Raw genomic sequence first — 22,845 nt, forward strand, 5'->3', positions numbered from 1 at the left:
TTTGCGGTTCAATGGAGCACATTCGTAATTTTTGTATCATAGCACATATCGACCACGGCAAAAGCACACTTGCCGATAGGTTATTAGAATATACTAACACCATCACCCAGCGCGAATCGCAGGCACAATTGCTTGACGATATGGACCTGGAGCGAGAGCGCGGTATCACCATAAAAAGCCATGCCATCCAGATGGATTATGAGCTTGATGGTCAAAAATATACGCTCAACCTTATTGATACCCCCGGCCACGTAGATTTCTCGTACGAAGTATCACGCTCGATAGCCGCCTGCGAAGGTGCCTTATTGATAGTGGATGCTGCACAAGGTATCCAGGCACAAACTATATCTAACCTGTATTTAGCGTTAGAGAATGACCTGGAGATCATCCCTATCCTGAATAAGATGGACCTTCCCGGCGCTATGCCAGAGGAAGTAAAAGATCAGATTGTTGACCTGATAGGTTGCAAACGCGAGGAGATCCTTGCCGCATCTGGTAAAACAGGTATGGGCGTACATGATATACTACGTGCTATTGTTGAGCGTGTTCCTGCCCCGGTTGGTGATCCAAAAGCTCCATTACAGGCTTTGATCTTCGATTCGGTGTTTAACTCTTTCCGTGGTATCATCGCTTACTTTAAAGTAGTAAATGGTGAGATCCGTAAAGGTGATAAAGTAAAATTCGTTGCTACAGAAAAGCAATATTTGGCCGATGAGGTCGGTACATTAAAACTTCGTCCGCTGGCTAAGGATGTAATCAAAACCGGCGACGTAGGTTATATCATCTCAGGTATTAAAGAAGCCAAGGAAGTAAAAGTGGGTGATACCATTACCCAGGTAGACCGTCCATGCGAAATAGGGATCCAGGGTTTTGAAGAGGTAAAACCGATGGTATTTGCCGGTATCTACCCTGTTGATACTGAAGACTATGAAGAACTTCGCGAATCGATGGCAAAACTTCAGCTAAACGATGCGTCCCTTGTTTTTGAACCGGAATCATCTGCGGCTTTAGGCTTTGGTTTCCGTTGCGGTTTCCTGGGCATGCTGCACATGGAAATTATCCAGGAGCGTTTGGAGCGTGAGTTTAACATGACGGTAATTACTACCGTGCCCAACGTATCGTACGTAGCCCACACCACCAAAGGCGATGAGTTTATTGTAAATAACCCGTCTGATTTGCCTGATCCATCAAAAATTGATTTTGTTGAAGAGCCATACATCAAGGCTACCATCATCACTAAATCTGAATTTGTTGGCCCGGTAATGTCACTTTGTATTCAAAAACGTGGTACTATCACCAATCAATCATACCTCACATCCGAGCGTGTTGAGCTGATTTTTGAGATGCCGATGGGTGAGATCGTATTTGATTTTTACGATAAGCTGAAAACGATATCAAAAGGTTACGCATCGTTTGATTATCATCAAATAGGTTACCGCCAATCTGATCTGGTAAGATTAGATATCCGCTTAAATGCCGAACCGGTTGATGCTCTTTCTTCATTGATCTTCCGCGGCAACTCGTACGATTTTGGTAAAAGGATCTGCGAAAAACTGAAAGAGCTTTTGCCTCGTCAACAATTCGAGATCATTATCCAGGCCTCTATCGGTGCTAAGATCATTGCCCGCGAAACGGTGAAAGCTTTACGTAAAGACGTTACCGCTAAATGTTACGGTGGTGATATTTCGCGTAAACGTAAATTATTGGAGAAACAGAAACAAGGTAAAAAACGCATGCGCCAGGTTGGTAACGTAGAGATACCACAATCGGCGTTCATGGCAGTTTTGAAGTTGGACTAACCCCCCCAGCTCCCTAAGGTGAGCTTACGGGCAATAAATTATAAATTCTGTATAAGGTAATAACATATTATACAATAACCGGACTTCTTAAAAGTGTTCACTTAGGAGATATTGTTTACGGGGAATGGATTGTATATGATAATAAAGAAGCCAGGTACCATATTAATGCTTTCAAGCCGAGGGCCAATTCAGATCTCACGATCAATGAATTGCTCTTGAACAACAAAAACGAAACCATTAAAAGTATCATCGGCAAGATAAATAAAAACCAAGGACTAAAATTATCCCTGAATAACAGGCCTTTTATACGAATGCGATTGCGATCAGAAACGGCAGATTTAAACCTGCCACCCTTACCTGATCACTTCGTTAAAAACATCTAACAATGCAGCTTTTAGACGGAAAATACGTATCAGAAAAACTTAAGGTTGAAATAGCTGAAGAAGCAGCTAAAATATTAGAGAGAACCGGCCGCAAACCACACCTTGTGGCGGTATTGGTTGGTCATGATGGTGGCAGCGAAACTTACGTAGCCAGCAAAATGAAAAACTGCGAAAAGGTTGGCTTCAAATCATCATTGGTGCGTTATGAGGATGACGTTACCGAAGAAGAGTTACTGAAAAAGGTAGAAGAACTTAACGCTGATGCCGACATTGATGGTATCATCGTTCAGCTTCCCCTACCAAAACATATCGACCCTGAAAAAGTAACCGAGCGTATTGATCACCGTAAAGATGTGGATGGCTTCCATCCGGTTAACCTTGGGCGTATGCAACGTAACCTGCCATCGTTTATCCCGGCTACTCCTTATGGTATTACTTTAATGCTTAAAGAATATGGCATTGAAACAGCAGGTAAACATTGTGTGGTTGTTGGTCGTAGTAACATTGTAGGCTCGCCAATGAGCATTTTGATGGCGCGCAACACTACTCCGGGCAACTGTACGGTAACTATTTGCCACAGCCGTACACCTGATATTAAAAAATTCACGCTTGATGCTGATATCCTGATCGTAGCCATCGGTAAAAAGAACTTTATCACTGCCGATATGGTGAAAGAAGGCGTTGTAATTGTTGACGTGGGCATGAACCGCGAAACATCAACCACAACAAAATCAGGCTTTAAACTTTATGGCGACGTTGATTTTGAAAATGTAGCGCCAAAATCATCATGGATCACTCCTGTACCGGGAGGTGTTGGATTGATGACCATTGTTGGTTTGCTTAAGAATACTTTGGCTTCGGCTAATAAAGAAGTTTACGTTTAGTGAATGGTTGATAGAGTTGATTAGGTGAGTGGTTGGTGTTTTCAAGAACCATTCACTTAATCAACTACTCACCTAATTAACCTTCCCTTATCTTATCCCAAAACGAGGGCACTCCAACAAACACGTCCCCATCCTTCATCTCTACCGGATAAGTTTCAATAAAATCATTCTGACCTTCTCCGCCCTTTCCTGTTTCCAGATCATAAGTGTAACGGTGATATGGGCAAACTATCATTTTTCGAACACATAAACCTTCGCTCATATCAGCACCAGCATGCGGGCATTTTGCTGACATGGCGTACAGCTTTCCTTCAAAACCAACCAGGCAGATACTTTTATTACCAGCTTTAATTTTCTTTATAAATGGCTTATCCGCGATGGGTGCTTCATCAATCTTATACCATTTCATAACAAAACAGCAAAGATCAAAAATCTATTTTAAGGTTCATCAAATTAGGGTTTTTCATCACCTCGTCCATATTGGTTACCAAGGTAACTTCGGTTCTATCAGCAGATAATACGGCTTTTGAATTATCTATTTTTTTAACGGGATGGGCAAATTTCAACACCAGCTTATATGGCATATCTATTAGCATAGCCTTGGCCATCATAAATGTAGAGCGGGTCTTTTTCAAAAAAGCGTTGAACTTTACCTTATCAATAATGCGATAAAATTTATGTGGGGTGATATCGTACGAATAATAATCCTGGCCAGCTACCAGCTGACGGGCATCTAAGGCTTTGCTGGCCTTGGCGTTGGTAGTAACTTCATTGATCTGCCCGTTCAAAGCTATTTTCGAAACATTTTGTAAATAGAATTGCAAATCGGCAGCGTCTTTGGCGGTATGGTTCAGCGTTACTTTCATCACGCTTTTCTTCAAATTCATATCAACAGAAAGTTCGCTGCTTTTGGCCAATTCAATTTCGCTGGCATTCAATTTAAGCAGTGAACTATCCGGAATAGCATTGTAAAAATTAAGGGTAGTATCCTTAACCAAACTAAACTGGGGGCTTTCTTTAACAGAGTCGGTCATCAGGTTAGCTAATACAGATACGGCGCGGCTCATATCAAAACCATAGGTTACATTACAGCTGCCATCGTCTTTAAAATCGTAACGTTCCTCAATATCAACACATGAACTGTAGCAAAGTATTACCAGGAAAACTAAAGGAAGGTAAAGTTTTTTCATAAGCGCATGCCGATTTATAGATAGATGAACGAGCTATAACATTTTTACGGATTCTAAATAAGAAGGTTAATGGATAAAGGTAAAAGGATAAAGGCAAAAAACAAACAAATTCTTATACACCAGGCAGCAGCTACTTTTTGCTTTTATCTTTATCCTTTTACCCCAATAAAGCCTTACTCACATAATAGTGTAACCTTTTACCTTTCAGCTTTCAGCTTTCGCCTTTCTTTCAGTACCTTTGCACCCTTAAATTACTATGGCACACCAGATACCAGACGACGGCACGCTGCTTCCTTTAATGGAAGAGTTTTACACCATACAGGGCGAAGGATACAATACAGGCAAAGCTGCCTATTTTATCCGCCTCGGGGGCTGCGATGTGGGTTGCCACTGGTGCGATGTTAAGGAAAGCTGGGATGCCGAACTGCACCCCCTTACAGCTGCCGATACCATTGTTACCAATGCCGATGCCCATCCGGCAAAAGCTGTAGTAGTAACTGGTGGTGAGCCATTAATTTATAACCTGGATTACCTTACCCATCAGCTGCACGAAAAAGGCATCAAAACCTTTATCGAAACATCGGGTGCTTATCCGCTTTCGGGCGATTGGGATTGGATCTGTCTTTCACCAAAAAAATTCAAAGCCCCTACCCCTAACGTGGCCGAGTGCGCTCATGAGCTGAAAGTTATCGTTTTCAATAAATCGGATTTTGAATGGGCTGAGTATCATGCCAAAATGGTATCGCCAGATTGCAAGTTGTACTTACAACCCGAATGGTCGAAAGCTAAAGAAATGATCCCGCTTATTGTTGATTATGTAAAAGAGAACCCGCAATGGGAGATTTCGTTACAAACACATAAATATCTCAATATTCCATAATAATTGTAACTTACGGTATTTATTTAATACCGATGAAAGTTGCTTTAGCCTTATTGTTGTCTTTGTTTTTGTCTGTAGCCGCGATAGCTCAACAAAAATTATATTCTACCAATAACAAAGAAGCCCTTAAGTATATCTCGGCAGCCAATCAAAACATTGATGACCATATGTATGATGAGGCTATCCAAAACCTCAACAAATCCCTCGAAGAAGATTCAAAGTTTATAGATGCCCGCGCGCTCCTCGGCGATCTGTACCGGATGAAACGCCTATACAAACAGGCCATTGAACAATACACCAAAACCATAGCACTCAATCCCGAATTTAACCGGGGTATTTACCTTAAACTTGGCGAGGTTGAAATAAACGAAGCCAAATACACCGAATCCAAACAACACCTCGAAAAATATTTAACCTATCCTGGAGCCGCTCCCGATAGCTACGCCTATGCGCAAAAACTTCTGGCCGACGCAAAATTCAGTATCCAGGCCGTACAGCACCCGGTACCATTTAAACCAATCAACGTAGGTGCAGAAATCAATACAGCTTATGACGAGTATCTGCCAGTGGCCACAGCCGATGAAAGCGTGTTAATATTTACCCGAAAAATAAACGATAACGAAGATTTTTATAAAAGCGATAAAGTTGACGGTAAGTGGAGCAAAGCGACTTATTTGAGCAACCAGATCAATACCGATAAATACAATGAAGGCGCGCAATCTATATCGCAGGATGGCAAATACCTGTTTTTCACCGGCTGTAACCGTCCCGATGGTTTGGGTAGGTGCGATATTTATATAGCACAAAAACGTGGCGACGATTGGGCTAAACCGATCGATCTTAGTCCACCGGTGAATACTCCGGGATGGGAATCCCAGCCATCTATCAACTATGATGGGCGCACACTTTACTTTGTGAGCAACCGTAAGGGCGGGTATGGCGGCTATGACATTTGGAAAAGTACGCTTACAGATAAAGGCTGGGGCGAGCCCGAAAACCTGGGGCCAAACATTAATACGGCTTATAATGAACAATCGCCATTTATCCACCCGGATGATAGCACGTTATACTTCAGCAGCAACGGTTGGCCGGGATTGGGCAGTAAAGATCTGTTTGTGAGCCGCATGGGTAAAGATGGCAAATGGCAAAAACCCGAAAACCTGGGCTACCCTATTAACAGCAACGGCGATGAAGGTGGTCTTTCGCTTACAGCCAATGGCGATTACGCCTTTTTCTCGTCGGATAATTTGAATGGTTTTGGCGGATATGATATTTATACCTTCGAGTTGCCGGTAAATATCCGACCGCACAGGGTTACTTATGTTAAGGGGCATGTAAAAGATGCCAAAACCCAGGAACCGCTCGAAGCCGCGGTCGAGATCATCGATCTACAAAGCAACACCCCCGTTTACCAGGATTACAGCGGCGAAGAACATGGCGATTTCCTGGCTACGCTTACTTCTGGTAAAAATTACGGACTTAATATTTCTAAAAGCGGTTACCTTTTTTACTCCGAAAACTTTTCGCTGCGAAACTATAAAGGCACTAAGCCATTTGATATAATAGCATTGCTATCTCCTATCGAAGTGGGCAGCAAGGTGATATTGAAAAATATATTTTTTGATACAAACAAGTTCGACCTGCAAGCCGAATCAAAAGCGGAGCTATCAAAAATGATCGACTTTTTGCAGATGAACAAAACTGTTCGGGTTGAAGTATCTGGCCATACTGACAATGTTGGTCAGCATGCCAACAACCAAACATTATCCGAAAACAGGGCAAAATCTGTTTATCAATACCTTATAAACCATGGTATTGCCGCTGCCAGGTTGGTTTATAAAGGCTACGGCGAAACACAGCCGATAGCCCCTAATACAACGGATGACGACAAAGCCCGAAACAGACGTACTGAATTTATGATAATAGGTAAGTAAGCTGAAAGCCTAAAGCTTTAGAATAGCTTCAGAATAAACGACCAATAAACTTTTATAGCTTTTTGCTTTAAGCCTTCAGCTTTAAGCTCAACAGGTACCTAAAAATGAAAAAACTGTTCGCCATACTTTGTATAACGGCAATATCCTGCGCGTTTGTTTTTTTTAAGATGAAGGATGTTGGTAAACCCTGGCAAGGCAAAATGCAGCAACTACCCGGCAGGTTGGAATGTGAACTTTATGATGAAGGCGGCGAAGGCGTGGCCTATCATGATACAGACAGCACCAACAACGGCAGCGGCAAACTGAACCCTGCTAACGGCACGTTTTTAAACGAGTTCAGGATGAAGGAAGGCGTAGATCTATCCTACACTAAAACCGGCAACATAGATAATAATCCATTTAACAAAGCGCCTCGCGATATTAATAAACTTTATGTTGGATGGACACAGCCCGGCGAATGGATAAATTATAGTGTTAAAGTAACCAAAAGCGGCACCTATCCCATTGGGGTGCTTTATACCTCAAATGGTAACGGATCAATTTCGCTTGATGTTGATGGCAAAGATGCTACCGGGCCAATGCCAATAACATCTACGCATGATGACCGCGATACCGTTCAGTGGCGACAATGGCACCATTGGAACGCTTCGGATTCTATCGGCGCTATATCACTTAAAAAAGGAACTCACGTTATCACACTGCATATTGTAAGCAATGGTAACATGAACCTGGATTATCTGGATTTTGGCAAGGTTATAAAATAAAAAACCGGCCAAACAAAAACGTCATTGCGAGGTACGAAGCAATCGCGAACTATACAGGGCGAACCTGCTTTCGTGCGATTGCTTCGTACCTCGCAATGACGTTTTAATTATTTCAAATGGCCTTAGTTTCCTAATTCCGACATGAATTTGATGCGCATCAATTGCACTTCCTCACGTGTGTAATCGTCGCTTCCTAACTCAGCTAAGGCCTCATCAATCGAATCGGCTTCTGCTGTGCGGAAATAATCGAATACCTCTTCCTGCTTATCCTCGTCAATAACCTCATCAATATAATAGTTAAGGTTAAGTTTGGTACCCGAGTTTACAATGGTTTCTACCTCTTTTAATATCTCCTCATAAGTAAGGCCCTTTGAGGCTGCGATATCATCAAGGTTAAGGTGCCTATCAATGTTCTGGATAATGAATACCTTAAGTGCCGATTTATTGGCCGCGCTCCTGATCACCATGTCAATAGGGCGATCGATATCATTATCCTCAACGTATTTCTGGATCAGATCGGTAAATGGTTTACCAAACTTCAAAGCCTTGCCAGCACCAACGCCCGAGATCTGTTTCAGCTCTTCGGTATTGATAGGATAATGCGTACACATTTCCTCTAACGATGGATCTTGGAAGATCACAAACGGCGGTAAGCCTTTTTGCTTGGCCAGCTTTTTACGCAGTTCCTTAAGCATTTGCAGCAACTGGGTATCCAGCGCGCCACCGCTTTGTTTCGGCCCCTCATCATCATGATCATCATCAGTAACTTCCATTACCTTGTTCAGTACAAAGCGGATGCCGTGAGGATTATCTATAAAAGAATTACCGGATTTAGTTAAGCGTAATAAACCGTACTGATCAATATCTTTCGAAACGTAGTTATTGAGCAACGCCTGGCGCAATAGCGAGTTCCACAGATTTTCACCCTGCTCCTTGCCCGATCCGAAGTAATCTAACTGATCATGTTCGTAGTTTTTGATCTGAGCGTTTTCTACACCCATCAAAATGCTAATGATGTGATGATCATCAAATTTCTCTCCTGTGTGTTTAATCAGGCTTAAAACTTTATGCAGATGTTCTTCGCCATCAAAGTGCTCTTTATGACCACAGCAGTTATCACACATGTTATTACAACCTGCCTCGTTAAAGTTTTCGCCAAAGTAGTGCAATAACTGTTTACGGCGACAAACCGACGATTCGCAATAGTCAATAACTTCTTTTAATATTTGGGTGCCTATTTCACGTTCGGAAACAGGCTTATCCTTCATAAATTTCTGAAGCTTATCGATATCCTTTTCCGAGTAGAAGGCCACGCAAACACCCTCGCCACCGTCACGGCCAGCCCTACCGGTTTCCTGGTAGTAACCTTCCATACTTTTAGGCACATCGTGATGGATCACGTAACGAACATCCGGCTTATCGATACCCATACCAAAGGCTATGGTAGCAACGATCACATCAACATCTTCCATCAGGAATTTGTCTTGTGTATCGGCCCTTACTTTCGGATCCAGGCCTGCGTGATATGGCAATGCTTTTACACCGTTAAGATTAAGCGCCTCAGCCACTTCCTCAACCTTTTTACGGCTAAGGCAATATATAATGCCCGATTTACCCTGGTTTTGCTTTACAAACTTTACAATTTCTTTGATCACGTGGCGTTTAGCACGCACTTCATAAAACAGGTTGGCCCTGTTAAATGATGATTTGAAAACCGTAGCATTGTTCATTTGCAGGTTTTTTTGAATATCCTGCTGAACTTTTGGAGTAGCTGTAGCTGTTAAAGCAATGATAGGAATGTTTTCGCCAATATTGCTGATCACCTGGCGAATTTTACGGTACTCGGGCCTGAAATCATGTCCCCATTCCGAAATACAGTGCGCCTCATCAACCGCTACAAATGATACATGATTGAGACGCAGAAAATCGATATTTTCCTGTTTGGTTAATGATTCGGGTGCAACGTACAATAATTTGGTTTTGCCGCCCAACACATCTTCCTTAACCCTGGCTATTTCTGATTTTGTAAGTGATGAATTTAAAAAGTGGGCTATACTATCTGATCCACCGAAAGCCCTTAACTGATCTACCTGATTTTTCATCAGGGCTATCAGTGGTGAAATTACTATTGCTGTGCCATCGCTCATTAGCGCGGGTAATTGATAACACATCGATTTGCCACCACCGGTAGGCATAATAACGAAAGTATCATTACCGGCCAGGATGTTGGTGATTATCGCTTCTTGCTCCCCCTTAAAATTATCAAACCCGAAAAAATTCTGGAGATTGTCAAATAGCGATTTCTTTGTTTCTATCATTATTTTAACAAATTCTTAAATTGTATTTAAAAGTTTAAAGTAACAAAATTTTAAGAATAAACGATGGATTTACTTTTAAATTTTATGCAAAAATGATTATTAAATGAAAAACAATTTGTTTACAAAGTCATTATATAAACCGGGCAAGAATGCTTGTTTAATTAGATTAATTATTTAGTTTTATTTAATGGATAATTAACAGATAATTGTTCATTTTTACGGACGTCATACCAAATTAAAATTCTTCTATATCCCCATGAATAAAAACTATTATGCTATAATTATGGCAGGTGGAATCGGGAGCCGTTTTTGGCCAATTAGCCGAACTTCACATCCTAAACAGTTTATTGACATATTAGGCACCGGTAAAACCTTAATCCAAAATACCTACGAACGTTTCCTGAAAGTTTGTCCTAAAGAAAATATATACGTTGTTACCAACGAAAATTATACAAAACTGGTAAAACAACAGTTGCCGGATATGGAAGATCAGCAGATCCTCACCGAGCCGGTAATGCGTAATACCGCCCCTTGCGTGGCCTACGGTTGTTTTAAAATTGAAAGCCTTAACCCTAATGCCGCCATTGTTGTTGCCCCTTCAGATCAGCAGATCCTTGATGAAGATGCTTTTATCGTAGCTATCGAAAAATCGTTAGAAACCGCAGCGGCAAATGATTATCTCATTACCCTTGGCATAAAACCATCAAGGCCAGATACAGGTTACGGGTACATTCAATATACCGATAACGTAATTAACGAGGATTTTCATAAAGTAAAAACCTTTACCGAAAAACCAACGCTTGAGATAGCCAAAACATTCATCCAAAGCGGCGACTTTTTATGGAACGCAGGCATCTTCGTTTGGTCGGCGCAGGCTATTGTTAAGGCTTTTGGCCAGTACCTGCCAGATATGCACGAGATTTTTGCCGATGCCCGTTCGGTTTATAATTCGAGCGAAGAAAAACCACATATCCATACCGCTTATCAGCAATGCATCAACATCTCTATTGATTATGGCATTATGGAAAAAGCTGATAACGTTTACGTTTTGCCTTCGGATTTTGGCTGGAGCGACCTTGGCACCTGGGCCTCGATATATGACCTGGCCGATAAGGATTATGTAGGCAACGCCGTTATCCCTGCCGAAAAAGTGATCATGTATGATTCGTCGAACTGTATGGTAAACGTACCTGGCGAGAAACTGGTGATACTACAAGGCCTGCACGATTTTATCGTAGTAGAATCAAACAACTCCCTGCTAATTTGCCCACGCGATCAGGAGCAAAACATTAAGCAGGTTGTAGCTGATGTGAAGAGTAAATTTGGATCGAAGTATATTTAAGTTTAGTGATTAGAGGTTGGAGATTAGAGGTTAGGATAAACAAATCTCAACTAATCTCTAACCTCCAATCTCTGATTAACTCAACGCGGAGCGTTGCCTTATCGCCTCATACAAAATAATCCCTGTAGATACCGATACATTCAAGGATTCGATCTCGCCAAACATAGGGATCTTGGCTAAATGATCGGAGATGCGGATTATCTCGTTACGGATTCCATCCTCTTCCGATCCCATAATTACAGCCGTAGGTGCGGTATAATCAGGCTTGTAAATATCATCCTGAGTTTTTTCGGTGCAGCAAACCAGCTGTAAGCCCGATTCCTGTAAAAATCTTACAGTTTGCATAAAGTTATCATGACGGCAAACCGGGATCTTATATAGTGCCCCTGCTGATGTTTTGATAGCATCAGGGTTGATCTGTGCCGAGCCTTTAGCCGGGATCACAATGGCATGTACACCGGCACACTCGGCCGTACGGGCAATAGCGCCCATGTTACGTACATCGGTAATGCTATCCAACACCAAAATCAATGGCACCTCGCCCTTTTCAAATACTTCGGGAATAATGTTCTCTATCTTTTGATAAACAATAGGCGAAATCACTGCTATCACCCCCTGATGGTTTTTCTGGGTGATGCGGTTCAGCTTTTCAACCGGTACTTGTTGGGCGGTTATCTGATACTCGTTCATCAGTTCTTTAAGCTCCAGGATCAGGCCGCCACTTATGCCTCGTTGTATAAATAATGCCTCAATCTCTTTGCCCGAACGGATAGCTTCCACTACCGCCCTGATGCCGAAAACCATTTGGTTACTCTCGCGCTGAGGTCTTGAATTAAATGCCATTTACTAATTAAATTTTAGCAAAAGTAGCTATATTAATTGATTAAGCACTTATTGAACTGATAACCCTAATCGGTTTACAATCAACAAGCCTGCATTGCTATCAACATCCCAAAACTTTATTAACATAATTACAACAGGTTGATAATCAAACAAAGCAAGCCATTATCAACAAGTTATCCACACATCGGTGTTAGTTAAAAAGCCTTAAATTATCACCCTGTGTATGATTATTTTAAATAGCCGGTACACTATGTTAGGTGTTTACTTCGCCCTTCAAAACTTTTTTTGTATATTTTTGTACCCTTATGAGTTTTGATAATAACAACAAGCCCAACACCTTTGAACGCCGAAACCGAATTGGAAACCCAACTCCTTTCGCGGCAGGAAGCAAACTTCCCCCTCAAGCAACCGATTTGGAAGAAGCTGTATTAGGTGCGCTTATGTTGGAGAAGGATGCCCTGTCGTCAGTTATTGACGTTTTAAAGCCTGAGGTTTTTTATCATACTCATCACCAAAAGATCTTCACGGCCATTAAAACGCTGTTTGAAAAAACAAACCCCGTAGATATTCTTACCGTTACAGCCGAGCTGCGCAGATCTGGCGACCTTGAAATGGTAGGTGGCGCATATTTTATCACTGAGCTTACCAGCCGTGTAGCATCTGCGGCCAACATCGAGTTTCACTCGCGTATCATTATCCAAAAGTTCATCCAACGCGAATTGATCCGTATCTCTACCGAGGTGATCAATAACGCCTACGAAGAAACCAGCGACGTGTTCGACTTGCTGGATATGGCCGAAAAAAACCTGTTCGAGATTGCCCAAAGTAACCTCCGCCGTGATGCCCGTAACATGGACGATCTGGTGCATGAAGCTTTACGCGATATTGAAGCCCTGAAAGATAAAAAAGACGGTTTAACGGGTGTTGCATCCGGCTTTACCGGTCTTGACAGGATGACCTCGGGCTGGCAAAAATCCGATCTGGTGATCATCGCTGCTCGTCCGGCGATGGGTAAAACGGCTTTCGTATTGAGCTGTGCACGTAACGCAGCCGTTGATTTCGATAAGCCGGTTGTGGTATTCTCGCTCGAGATGTCGTCGGTACAGTTGGTTAATCGTTTGATTGCCGGTGAAGCCGAAATTGAGCAGGAGAAGATCCGTAAGGGCACTTTGGAAGAGTGGGAATGGCAGCAGGTTCACTCTAAAATTGGCCGCCTGGAAAAAGCTACTTTCATTATCGATGATACCCCGGCACTTAACATCTTTGAGTTTAGGGCAAAATGCCGACGTTTAAAATCACAGTATGATATTCAGCTCATCATCATCGATTACTTGCAGCTGATGCATGGTAAATCTGACGGTAAGGGCGGTAACCGTGAGCAGGAGATCAGTAGTATCTCCCGCGCGCTTAAGTCGGTTGCAAAAGAGTTGAGTGTGCCGGTAATCGCGCTGTCGCAGTTAAGTCGTGCGGTTGAGAGCAGGCCGGGTAACTCAAAAAGGCCAATGCTTTCGGATTTACGTGAATCGGGCGCGATTGAGCAGGACGCGGATATGGTATTGTTCCTATACCGCCCAGAATACTACGGCCTAACCGAAGATGAGGATGGTAACCCAACCCAAGGTGTAGGTGAGGTAATTATTGCCAAACACCGTAACGGTGAAACGGGTACAGTGAGGCTCAAATTCGTAGGTAAATACGTAAAATTCGCCAACCTTGAAGAGGATATGGCGGGCTTCCCGCCGCCTGCAGCGGGCAATGCATTTGCAGGCCTCGCCCCTTCGCAGGATTTTGAGAAGCAAAGCAACTTTATTATCCGCCCGTCAAGGATGGATGATATGGATGATGAAGCGCCGTTTTAACCCCCCCGGCCCCCTGAGGGGGAGTTTTTATGCGAGTTGATTTAAAACATTAAATAAGAAAAGCTTTCCTCAAATGGAAAGCTTTTCTTATTTAATGTACGCTCTTTGCGCTCGTTTGTAACGAGCGTTTCATATGGTTGGGCGATTGCATCGCCAGTCGCGTTACAAACGCGAGCCCACTTTAAGCACTCGTTAAAAACGAGCGCAAGTGGGAAAGTTAGATAACGATTGACTTTCACTTATCAACCCCAAATCAAAAAATCAACCCCAACACCACGCCAATTATGATCACTATCGGTGTTTTTATTTTGGTGAAGTGCAACAACAGAAAAGTTCCGGCCATCAACAGGTAAGCTATCCAGTTCAAGCCAAATGGGCGCACCAACAAAATAAGCGCTGTCGCCATAAATCCTACCGCTACGGCATTGATACCACTCAAAGAGTTTTTTATTCGGGTGATCTTCTTCAAATCCTCCCAAAAAGGAACAATGAACAAAATAAGGATAAGTCCGGGTGTATTAATGCCGATCACGGCAACCAAACTTCCTACTACCTGCCCCCAAACATTATAGCCCTTGTTACCAAGTGTGATGCCCCCTAAAAACGAAGTAAAGGAAAAAGTTGGCCCTGGCAAGGCTTGTTGCAAAGCATATCCTGAAAGAAATTCAGATCGACCCAAATAGTGCTTAACCTCAACAAACTCAGTGTACATCAACGGAACCAGCACCTGCCCGCCACCAAAAATAAGGATACCATTACGGTAAAAATTCTCAAACAAACGGATAGGTAAACTGAAAGGTGAAGTTTGATTAACCACTGCGCCCAAAGCAGCAAAAAACAACAATATGCCTATAAAGTAACCCACCTTATTGGGGTTTACATTAGCATAAAGTTTAACCCGCAGCTCATTTTCCTGCTGCTGCGTTTCCATGGCAGATGATATAATGCCACCAAGCAAAATCAATATCGGGAAAGCATAGGCATTTTGTAATATCAGCGTAACCAGCAATGATCCTATGGCCAGCATCCGGCTTACCTTTGTTTTTAAAAACTTGTTGGCAAAGTTATAAGTGGCATACGCAACTATACCCACCGCTATAGGTTGCACGTAACTGATAACGTGCGCAAATTTGGCCTTATTGGCAAACATATTATAGCTGATAGCAGCCGCACACATGATAGCTGCCGATGGTAAGATCCAGATCAAAAAGGTAATAATGGCCAACCTCAAGCCGCCAACCTTCCAAGCTACCCCTACCAGTGTTTGTGTAGATGACGGCCCGGGTAACACTTGCGAAAGGGCGTTAAGTTCCATCAGTTCATCTTCGGTTACATAGCCTCGCTTCTCCACAAATTCGCGCAGCAAAACAGCTATATGCGCTTGTGGCCCACCAAAGGCTGTAAACGTATAGATAAAAACATCCCTCAGGAATAGTAGTTCCCGTTTTTTCATTTAACAATATTGTTCATAGAAAATGAACTAAACATGAACTTAAAGACTAATAATCGTCGTCATCCTCTTCAAAACCCATCGCCTGGCGATAAACAGCCTGCAACTCCGAAAACGCGTGGTTATCACGCTTCTCTTTGGTTACTTTCATGCCGGTTTCGTAGGTTTTAATGGCATCGTCTTTACGGTTCAGGGCTTCGTAAAGCTTGCCGAGGTGATAGTAAGTGCCTACGTAGTTGGGGTGGTTATTGATCAGGTCTTCATAGTATTCCAGTGCCTTATCTGTCTCATTTAAACGCAGATACTCAGTGGCCAGCGCGTATTTCAGAAACTCATCATTCGGTTCATTTTTTATAAACTCCAACAGCTTATTCAATCTGTTCAACTCCATTTTAAACTCTCTCTTTTTTAACTAAATTTGCAAAAACCTATTGAATATGAAAATCCTGGTATGTATAAGTAATGTTCCTGATACCACCACAAAAATAACTTTTACCGATAATAACACGCAATTTAATACAAACGGAGTTCAGTTTATACTTAATCCTTATGATGAAATTGCTCTTGCCCGCGCTATTGAACTAACTGATGGCGGCAAAGGTACGGTTACAGTTATCAATGTTGGTGACGCAAGTACAGAAGCAACTATCCGCAAGGCCCTGGCCATTGGTGCAACCGACGCGGTGCGTATAAACGCTAAACCGCACGATGCCTGGTATGTAGCATATCAGATAGCGCAATATGTAAAAGCCAATCCATTCGATCTGATCCTTACCGGTCGTGAATCGATAGATTATAACGGATCGAAAGTTGCCGGGATGCTGGGCGAACTGCTTGATCTGCCATCGGTATCTATCATTAAAAAATTAGACGCGGGTGACAGTGACGCTACGGTTGAACGTGAGATTGAGGGCGGTAAAGAGGTGTTAACCATCCCCTATCCTTTTGTAGCAGGTGCTGCCGAAGGCGTTGCCGAACCTAAGATCCCAAACATGCGCGGCATCATGTCGGCACGTACTAAGCCCTTAACCGTTGTTGAGCCTGTTGAAGTAAAAACTTTTTCGGAAATTGTAAGTTATGAAACGCCTGCACCTCGCGGACAGGTAAAATTGGTTGCCGCTGCCGAAACAGCCCAATTGGTTGATTTGCTGCATTACGAAGCGCGTGTTATATAATACATCAATCTAAATAAACAGATAACTATGTCAGTTTTAATATATGCGGAAAATGCCGGGGGCAAATTCAAAAAATCGGTTTTCGAAGCCGTTTCTTACGCCCGCGCCATTGCCGATCAAAATAATACTACCCTCACCGCCGTATCAATAGGCAACGTTGATGCTGCCGAGCTTGCCGCTTTAGGTAAATACGGCGCTAATAAAGTGCTCAATGTATCTGGCGATAAGCTGAAAGATTTTGTGAACCAGGCCTATGCATCGGTTATTGCCGAGGCAGCTAAAAGCGAAGGTTCGGCTATTGTTGTTTTATCCAATACTTTTTCTGGCCGTGGTTTAGCACCTCGCATTGGCGTTAAGCTGGAGGCTGGCGTTGCCGATGGTGTTGTCGCGCTGCCGGTTCAGGATGGTGGCTCATTCAAAGTAAAAAAGACTGCCTTCTCGGGCAAGGCTTTTGCTACTGTCGAGCTTACCTCGGCAATTAAAGTGATCTCGCTTGTGCCTAACTCTTATAAAGTTGTAGAAACCGGTGGTACTGCCGAGGTGGTTGATTTTAAACCAGAAACCAAAGATTCAGACTTTAAAGCCATTATTAAAGATATCGTCCGAGCAAGTGACAAGGTTTCATTGCCTGATGCTGAGATCGTTGTTTCGGGTGGTCGCGGTTTAAAAGGCCCTGAAAACTGGGGATTGATCGAAGAGTTGGCATCCTTATTAGGCGCGGCTACAGCATGCTCAAAACCGGTATCAGATGCTGGTTGGAGACCGCATAGCGAACACGTTGGACAAACCGGTATAGCTGTCAGTCCAAATTTGTATATTGCAGTCGGAATTTCAGGTGCTATTCAGCACCTGGCCGGAGTAAGTTCATCAAAAGTTATTGTAGTGATAAACAAAGATCCCGAAGCGCCGTTTTTCAAGGTAGCTGATTACGGGATTGTGGGCGACGCGTTTGAAGTATTGCCACAATTAATTGCAGCCGTTAAACAATATAAAGCTTCGGCATAAATACAGGGTGATGGGGAATAACATGAAAAAAATTAAGCTGGATATTGTAGGTTTATCATACAGCCAAACCCAATCTGGCGCGTATGCGCTTGTATTAGGTGAGGTTAGCGGCCGTCGCCGGTTGCCTATCATTATCGGTAGTTTTGAAGCCCAGGCTATTGCTATCGAGATAGAAAAGATGACACCGAGCCGCCCGCTTACGCACGATCTGTTTAAAAGCTTTGCCCAGGCTTACCAAATAGAAGTGCAGGAAGTGATCATTTACAACCTGGTAGATGGTATATTTTACGCCAAACTAATTTGCAGCGACGGCAAACGCAATATTGAGATTGATGCCCGCACATCTGATGCTATCGCCGTAGCTGTACGTTTTGATTGCCCTATTTTTACTTACGAGTTTATCCTTTCAACCGCGGGTATTGTGATTGAAGGCAACGATTTTGTTTATTTAGAAAACATTAACGAAGCAGCCCCTGAGGAAAAATCGGTAGCCTCATCAGTAAGCGGATATGCGTCTATCAGCACCGAAGAACTGAAAACCAAACTACAGGAAGCCCTCGCCGAAGAATCTTACGAAAAAGCGGCCAAGATCCGCGACGAACTGAACAAACGCAAAGCTTCGTAATTTAGAAGTTTTGGTTATCCTCCTCAATATTATCTATTATTTAGCATTCTCCATAAATAAAATAACAGGAACCCTAAACGGGGTTTCTGTTTAATAAGCGTAATTTCTGCAAGGGTAGTTTTCTGATTTACATTTATTTCACTACTTTCCGCTTTTAATTTAACACTGATCAAAATTATTTAATTCCGGTACCATATGAATATTAAGTTCCGCTTAATACTGATGAATTTTATGCAGTTTTTTATCTGGGGGGCCTGGTTGTTAACCGTAGGTGCTTACTGGTTTCAAAACAAAGGTTGGTCGGGAGCTCAGTTCGGGGCAATTTTCTCTACTATGGGCATTTCGTCCATTTTTATGCCGGCACTTGCAGGTATTATTTCAGATAGGTGGATCCACGCAGAAAAACTATACGGCACATTACATATTATTGGCTCAGTGGTACTTTTCTGCGTACCGTTGGTAACAAGTCCAACAGTATTTTTTTGGGTGATATTACTGAACATGTTGTGCTATATGCCAACATTATCGTTATCAATAAAAGTTGCTTACTCAGCTTTAAAAGAACAAGGTAAAGATGTTGTTAAGGTATATCCGCCGATCCGTGTGTGGGGTACAGTAGGGTTTATTGCCGCGCTATTAGTTGTTGATGCAACCAAAAGCGAAACAAGCGCCAATCAATTTTATATAGCATCTGGTGTGGCATTAGCACTGGGTTTATTTTCGTTCACATTACCAAAATGCCCACCTTTGCTGGGTAAGGGAGGAACAAAAACGCTGAAAGACGCCCTCGGACTTAACGCGTTCGAATTATTCAAAACACCCAAATTCGCTATTTTCTTTGCGTTTTCATTGCTTTTAGGTGCAGCGTTACAGCTTACCAATGCTTATGGTACTACCTATATATTGGATTTCGCCAAAAATCCAAGCTACAAGGGTTCATTTGCAGTTGAGCATTCAGGAGCTGTTATTTCTATTTCGCAGGTATCCGAAACACTTTTCATTTTAGCTATCCCTTTCTTTTTACGCAAATTCGGCATCAAAAATGTGATGTTGTTCAGTATGCTTGCCTGGGTGCTTCGTTTTGGTTTATTCGCTTTTGGAGATCCCGTTAATGGCTTGTGGATGATCATCCTTTCGTGTATTGTTTATGGTATGGCCTTCGATTTCTTTAACATATCAGGCTCATTATTTGTAGAAACACAAACCACACCCGAGATCAGGGGCAGCGCGCAGGGCTTATTCATGATGATGGTAAACGGCTTCGGTGCGTTTTTTGGAAGTATCGCCAGCGGTTTTATTATCGATAAATTTTTTATCCATGCCGATGGAAGCAAGGATTGGCATGGCATCTGGCTAACCTTTGCCGGCTACGCGTTGGTAATTGCCATTATATTCCCTTTTGTGTTTAGATATAAGCACAATAAAGCTTTGGAAGAAGCAATTAAGCATGTATAATTTCTGAATCAGAATTTACAGAATTTGAAAATTTTCAGAATAAAAAAGCCTTGCCAAGTTCAACTTAGCAAGGCTTTTTCACTTCAACTTATTCTGTTAATTCTAAAATCCTGTAAATTCTGATTCAGACTATTTTTTCCTCCCCATCGCATATTTAATCCCACCCAAAAGGTGTTCCAAATACAAAGGCTCTGAATAAGATGCATCGGTATGGCCAAGTGCTGTGTAAAAAGCCCTGCCTCCATCAAAATTGTGATACCAGCTCATCGGGTGATTTTCACCATTCTCGCCGCCTTCGTAGCTTTTCTCATCTATTTTGATCAGTACGTGTAAATCATCACCGATCCATTTATAGTTATACCATTCGTCGAGGCGTTTCCAGGTTTCGGGCAGGTGTTTGGTGGCGATGAAATTTCTGTCAACCACATTTAATACAGCTTCCTGTTGTTTGCTTGGGTGACTTTTAAAGTAAGCGCCAACCAGTTTACCGTACCATGGCCAGTCGTATTCAGTATCTGTGGCAGCATGTACGCCAACAAAGCCTCCGCCGTGCTTAATGTATTGTTCAAACGCGGCTTGCTGGGTATCGTTTAACACATCGCCAGTGGTGCTTAAAAATATCACTGCTTTGTATTGCTTTAAATTATCGGTGGTAAACTTTTCGGCATTGATGGTAGTATCCACATCAAAATTGTTCTCTTGTCCCATTTTTATAATGGCGGGTACACCTACGGCTATCGAGTTGTGGTGAAACTGCGCCGTTTTATAAAATAGCAGTACTTTATCTTTCGCTATTGCCTGGCTTAAGGCTGTGCCTATTAGGAGGCAAATGGTTAGTAGTTTTTTCATGGTTGATTGTTTTATAATGGTGAGCGGTTGATTGAGTTGATTAAGTGAGTAGTTTTTAAGGAGAACGAAACAGAACCATTCACCCAATCAACCACTCACCTAATCAACCAACTATAAATTCCCTTTCTTCAATTCACCTACAGCAAAATGAGCTGCACGGGCAGTCATCGCCATATAAGTTAATGATGGGTTTTGACAAGCCGCTGAGGTCATGGCGGCGCCATCGGTAACGAAAACGTTTTGGGCATCCCAAACCTGGTTATTGCCGTTCAATACTGAAGTTTTTGGATCGCGGCCCATACGTGCAGTACCCATTTCGTGGATGCCGTCGCCTACGTTGTGGCCCCTATCGTGCGTTTCTACGTTTTTAACGCCTGAACTTTCCAGCATGGCTTTGGCTTCGCGAACGATATCAAAACGCATTTTCTTTTCGTTTTCTTTGATCTCGGCATCCATGGCCAATATTGTTAGCCCCCATTTATCTTTTCGGGTTTTATCGAGGGTGATCTTGTTTTCGTGGTAAGGTAGCAACTCGCCAAAGCCGCCAATACCGATAGTCCACGGACCGGGTTCGGTAAGGGCATCTTTATAATTGGCGCCGATATTTAGCTCGGCAATTTCCCTACTCCAACCCATGCGGCTTGCCGCACCCTGGTAGCCGAAGCCACGCAGGTAATCGCGTTTATCACCAAACAGGTTGGCAAAACGAGGCACATAGATACCGTTAGCGCGGCGGCCGTAGTAATATTTATCTTCAAAACCTTCAACCAGCCCGCTTGCGCCGAGGTTGTAGTGATGATCCATAATATTGTGACCCAGTTCCCCGCTGCTGCTTCCTAAGCCATCCGGCCAGATCTCGGTAGCGGAATTCATCAACACCCAGGCACTATTTAGCGCCGATGCATTTACAAATACTATTTTTGAATAATACTCATATGTTTGGTTGGTTTCGGCATCCAACACCTCTACCCCTTTGGCTTTTTTGGTGTCCTTATCGTACAAAATTTTAGTAACGATAGAATATGGCCTCACCGTTAAATTACCGGTAGCTAAAGCAGCTGGTAAAGTTGACGATTGCGTACTGAAATACCCGCCAAACGGGCACCCTTCCCAACACCTGTTCCTGAACTGGCAAGCCGTACGCCCTGGGATAGCTGCCGTTAAATTAGCCGACCTTCCGATGATCATATGCCTTGTGCCGTTATAATTTTTCTTGATGCGGGCAGCTACATCTTTCTCCACTGCGTTCATATCCATTGGCGGCAGGTAATGGCCATCTGGTAGTTGCGGTAAGCCTTCCAGCGAACCGCTGATTCCTGCAAACTTCTCCACATGATCATACCATGGCGCGAGGTCTTTATAGCGGATAGGCCAATCAATAGCCCAGCCATCCTTCGCGTTAGCTTCAAAGTCAAAATCACTCCAACGGTAACTTTGCCTTCCCCATAAAATAGAACGACCACCCAATTGGTATGATCGCCACCAGTTAAACGGCTTGATCTCGGTGTACGGTGCGGCCTGCTCATCTGTCCAATAATCCATAATGGGTTCGGTAGCGCCCCACCCGCGTGAGATTACCGGGCGTTGCTTGCGTTCTGCCTGAGTTGGCGAACCGGCGTGGTGACGATCCCATGGATCCTGATTGGCGGTTTTGTAATCTTTGATGTGCTCAAAGTTTCGGCCGCGTTCGAGCATAATAGTTTTGAGGCCCTGTTCGGTAAGTTCTTTTGCCGCCCAGCCGCCGCTGATGCCCGAGCCAATCACGATCGCGTCGTAAGTGTTGTTCTCCTTAGCCTTGCCGTTTATATTAGTTAATGGCATAATGTTACTATTGGTTAGTTTAGTTGATTAAAAAGATCGGTTTGTAGGAATTGGTTAAAACAAGTATATCAATTAAAATTAATTAATGCAATCGATTGTGTAAAATTCTGATTTTGTCTGAACCGGGATTGGGGGGATTTATCGGATGAGTAGAATTATTTTGATTTTGTCAGAATCAGAATTTACAGAATTATAGGATTTTTAGAATTTGCCTGGCATGATGAGATTCTGTTAATTCTTAAATTTTGTAAATTCTGATTCAGACAAAC

The 22,845-nt window shown here is 42.8% G+C and carries 19 protein-coding genes; 11 read left to right on the plus strand and 8 right to left on the minus strand.

What is annotated here, in order from left to right:
- Positions 1-11 precede the first annotated feature (11 nt).
- Positions 12-1,799 carry a translation elongation factor 4 gene (lepA, locus tag AAFN85_RS23895; protein ID WP_347530252.1) on the plus strand — a complete coding sequence of 596 codons (1,788 nt, stop codon included), beginning with the start codon at positions 12-14 and terminating at the stop codon, positions 1,797-1,799.
- 385 nt (positions 1,800-2,184) lie between these two features.
- Entirely contained in the window at positions 2,185-3,066 is an 882-nt protein-coding gene (locus AAFN85_RS23900; protein WP_347530253.1) for a tetrahydrofolate dehydrogenase/cyclohydrolase catalytic domain-containing protein, read from the plus strand.
- 76 nt (positions 3,067-3,142) lie between these two features.
- Here AAFN85_RS23900 and AAFN85_RS23905 read toward each other — a convergent pair whose 3' ends face one another.
- Both AAFN85_RS23905 and AAFN85_RS23910 read right to left on the minus strand, forming a co-directional pair.
- Positions 3,143-3,475, minus strand: a complete 333-nt coding sequence (locus tag AAFN85_RS23905) for a Rieske 2Fe-2S domain-containing protein (protein ID WP_347530254.1) — start codon at positions 3,473-3,475, stop codon at positions 3,143-3,145.
- Positions 3,476-3,491: 16 nt separating this feature from the next.
- Positions 3,492-4,256: a hypothetical protein gene (locus AAFN85_RS23910; RefSeq protein ID WP_347530255.1), complete on the minus strand. Its 765-nt coding sequence runs from the start codon at positions 4,254-4,256 to the stop codon at positions 3,492-3,494.
- Between the two features lie 256 nt (positions 4,257-4,512).
- Here AAFN85_RS23910 and AAFN85_RS23915 point away from each other — a divergent pair, with 256 nt between their 5' ends.
- The 3 genes from AAFN85_RS23915 (at position 4,513) to AAFN85_RS23925 (ending at position 7,834) form a co-directional block, all read left to right on the plus strand.
- Positions 4,513-5,136 (plus strand): 7-carboxy-7-deazaguanine synthase QueE, encoded by a 624-nt coding sequence (locus tag AAFN85_RS23915; RefSeq protein ID WP_347530256.1) that lies wholly within the window; start codon positions 4,513-4,515, stop codon positions 5,134-5,136.
- A gap of 32 nt (positions 5,137-5,168) precedes the next feature.
- Positions 5,169-7,070, plus strand: coding sequence for an OmpA family protein (locus AAFN85_RS23920; RefSeq protein WP_347530257.1), 1,902 nt, complete (start codon positions 5,169-5,171; stop codon positions 7,068-7,070).
- 104 nt (positions 7,071-7,174) lie between these two features.
- The gene (locus AAFN85_RS23925) at positions 7,175-7,834 is read left to right on the plus strand and encodes a carbohydrate-binding protein (protein WP_347530259.1); all 660 of its coding nucleotides are present in this window, start codon (positions 7,175-7,177) and stop codon (positions 7,832-7,834) included.
- A gap of 122 nt (positions 7,835-7,956) precedes the next feature.
- Here the strand turns inward: AAFN85_RS23925 and recQ are convergent, their stop codons facing one another.
- Complete coding sequence (recQ, locus tag AAFN85_RS23930) at positions 7,957-10,149, minus strand: DNA helicase RecQ (RefSeq protein ID WP_347530287.1); 2,193 nt, start codon at positions 10,147-10,149, stop codon at positions 7,957-7,959.
- A gap of 259 nt (positions 10,150-10,408) precedes the next feature.
- On the opposite strand from recQ, the gene AAFN85_RS23935 reads away from it, so the two are divergent.
- On the plus strand, positions 10,409-11,494 hold the full coding sequence (locus tag AAFN85_RS23935) for a mannose-1-phosphate guanylyltransferase (protein ID WP_347530260.1): 1,086 nt from the start codon (positions 10,409-10,411) through the stop codon (positions 11,492-11,494).
- A gap of 75 nt (positions 11,495-11,569) precedes the next feature.
- Here the strand turns inward: AAFN85_RS23935 and rlmB are convergent, their stop codons facing one another.
- Entirely contained in the window at positions 11,570-12,337 is a 768-nt protein-coding gene (rlmB, locus tag AAFN85_RS23940; RefSeq protein ID WP_347530261.1) for a 23S rRNA (guanosine(2251)-2'-O)-methyltransferase RlmB, read from the minus strand.
- A gap of 305 nt (positions 12,338-12,642) precedes the next feature.
- Between rlmB and dnaB the strand changes: the two genes are divergently transcribed.
- On the plus strand, positions 12,643-14,196 hold the full coding sequence (dnaB, locus tag AAFN85_RS23945; RefSeq protein WP_347530262.1) for a replicative DNA helicase: 1,554 nt from the start codon (positions 12,643-12,645) through the stop codon (positions 14,194-14,196).
- 253 nt (positions 14,197-14,449) lie between these two features.
- Here the strand turns inward: dnaB and chrA are convergent, their stop codons facing one another.
- Both chrA and AAFN85_RS23955 read right to left on the minus strand, forming a co-directional pair.
- Positions 14,450-15,649 carry a chromate efflux transporter gene (chrA, locus tag AAFN85_RS23950; protein WP_347530263.1) on the minus strand — a complete coding sequence of 400 codons (1,200 nt, stop codon included), beginning with the start codon at positions 15,647-15,649 and terminating at the stop codon, positions 14,450-14,452.
- A gap of 46 nt (positions 15,650-15,695) precedes the next feature.
- Positions 15,696-16,037 (minus strand): tetratricopeptide repeat protein, encoded by a 342-nt coding sequence (locus AAFN85_RS23955; protein ID WP_347530264.1) that lies wholly within the window; start codon positions 16,035-16,037, stop codon positions 15,696-15,698.
- A gap of 46 nt (positions 16,038-16,083) precedes the next feature.
- Between AAFN85_RS23955 and AAFN85_RS23960 the strand changes: the two genes are divergently transcribed.
- From AAFN85_RS23960 to AAFN85_RS23975, 4 genes are all read left to right on the plus strand, one after another.
- Complete coding sequence (locus AAFN85_RS23960; RefSeq protein WP_347530265.1) at positions 16,084-16,821, plus strand: electron transfer flavoprotein subunit beta/FixA family protein; 738 nt, start codon at positions 16,084-16,086, stop codon at positions 16,819-16,821.
- A 27-nt stretch (positions 16,822-16,848) separates the two neighbouring features.
- Positions 16,849-17,826: an electron transfer flavoprotein subunit alpha/FixB family protein gene (locus AAFN85_RS23965; protein WP_347530266.1), complete on the plus strand. Its 978-nt coding sequence runs from the start codon at positions 16,849-16,851 to the stop codon at positions 17,824-17,826.
- Between the two features lie 22 nt (positions 17,827-17,848).
- Positions 17,849-18,451: a bifunctional nuclease family protein gene (locus AAFN85_RS23970; protein ID WP_347530267.1), complete on the plus strand. Its 603-nt coding sequence runs from the start codon at positions 17,849-17,851 to the stop codon at positions 18,449-18,451.
- 195 nt (positions 18,452-18,646) lie between these two features.
- Positions 18,647-19,906, plus strand: coding sequence for a nucleoside permease (locus AAFN85_RS23975; protein ID WP_347530268.1), 1,260 nt, complete (start codon positions 18,647-18,649; stop codon positions 19,904-19,906).
- A 129-nt stretch (positions 19,907-20,035) separates the two neighbouring features.
- Here the strand turns inward: AAFN85_RS23975 and AAFN85_RS23980 are convergent, their stop codons facing one another.
- Positions 20,036-20,755, minus strand: coding sequence for a ThuA domain-containing protein (locus tag AAFN85_RS23980; protein WP_347530269.1), 720 nt, complete (start codon positions 20,753-20,755; stop codon positions 20,036-20,038).
- 111 nt (positions 20,756-20,866) lie between these two features.
- The gene (locus tag AAFN85_RS23985) at positions 20,867-22,576 is read right to left on the minus strand and encodes a GMC family oxidoreductase (RefSeq protein ID WP_347530270.1); all 1,710 of its coding nucleotides are present in this window, start codon (positions 22,574-22,576) and stop codon (positions 20,867-20,869) included.
- Positions 22,577-22,845: the final 269 nt, after the last annotated feature.

Source organism: Mucilaginibacter sp. CAU 1740, from assembly GCF_039839285.1.
In the GTDB taxonomy this organism is placed as follows: Bacteria; Bacteroidota; Bacteroidia; order Sphingobacteriales; family Sphingobacteriaceae; genus Mucilaginibacter.

Coding starts and splice junctions, on each gene's coding strand:
- lepA (WP_347530252.1), top strand. CDS start 12: ATGGAGCACATTCGTAATTTTTGTATCATAGCACATATCGACCACGGC.
- AAFN85_RS23900 (WP_347530253.1), top strand. CDS start 2,185: ATGCAGCTTTTAGACGGAAAATACGTATCAGAAAAACTTAAGGTTGAA.
- AAFN85_RS23905 (WP_347530254.1), bottom strand. CDS start 3,475: ATGAAATGGTATAAGATTGATGAAGCACCCATCGCGGATAAGCCATTT.
- AAFN85_RS23910 (WP_347530255.1), bottom strand. CDS start 4,256: ATGAAAAAACTTTACCTTCCTTTAGTTTTCCTGGTAATACTTTGCTAC.
- AAFN85_RS23915 (WP_347530256.1), top strand. CDS start 4,513: ATGGCACACCAGATACCAGACGACGGCACGCTGCTTCCTTTAATGGAA.
- AAFN85_RS23920 (WP_347530257.1), top strand. CDS start 5,169: ATGAAAGTTGCTTTAGCCTTATTGTTGTCTTTGTTTTTGTCTGTAGCC.
- AAFN85_RS23925 (WP_347530259.1), top strand. CDS start 7,175: ATGAAAAAACTGTTCGCCATACTTTGTATAACGGCAATATCCTGCGCG.
- AAFN85_RS23935 (WP_347530260.1), top strand. CDS start 10,409: ATGAATAAAAACTATTATGCTATAATTATGGCAGGTGGAATCGGGAGC.
- rlmB (WP_347530261.1), bottom strand. CDS start 12,337: ATGGCATTTAATTCAAGACCTCAGCGCGAGAGTAACCAAATGGTTTTC.
- dnaB (WP_347530262.1), top strand. CDS start 12,643: ATGAGTTTTGATAATAACAACAAGCCCAACACCTTTGAACGCCGAAAC.
- chrA (WP_347530263.1), bottom strand. CDS start 15,649: ATGAAAAAACGGGAACTACTATTCCTGAGGGATGTTTTTATCTATACG.
- AAFN85_RS23955 (WP_347530264.1), bottom strand. CDS start 16,037: ATGGAGTTGAACAGATTGAATAAGCTGTTGGAGTTTATAAAAAATGAA.
- AAFN85_RS23960 (WP_347530265.1), top strand. CDS start 16,084: ATGAAAATCCTGGTATGTATAAGTAATGTTCCTGATACCACCACAAAA.
- AAFN85_RS23965 (WP_347530266.1), top strand. CDS start 16,849: ATGTCAGTTTTAATATATGCGGAAAATGCCGGGGGCAAATTCAAAAAA.
- AAFN85_RS23970 (WP_347530267.1), top strand. CDS start 17,849: ATGAAAAAAATTAAGCTGGATATTGTAGGTTTATCATACAGCCAAACC.
- AAFN85_RS23975 (WP_347530268.1), top strand. CDS start 18,647: ATGAATATTAAGTTCCGCTTAATACTGATGAATTTTATGCAGTTTTTT.
- AAFN85_RS23980 (WP_347530269.1), bottom strand. CDS start 20,755: ATGAAAAAACTACTAACCATTTGCCTCCTAATAGGCACAGCCTTAAGC.
- AAFN85_RS23985 (WP_347530270.1), bottom strand. CDS start 22,576: ATGCCATTAACTAATATAAACGGCAAGGCTAAGGAGAACAACACTTAC.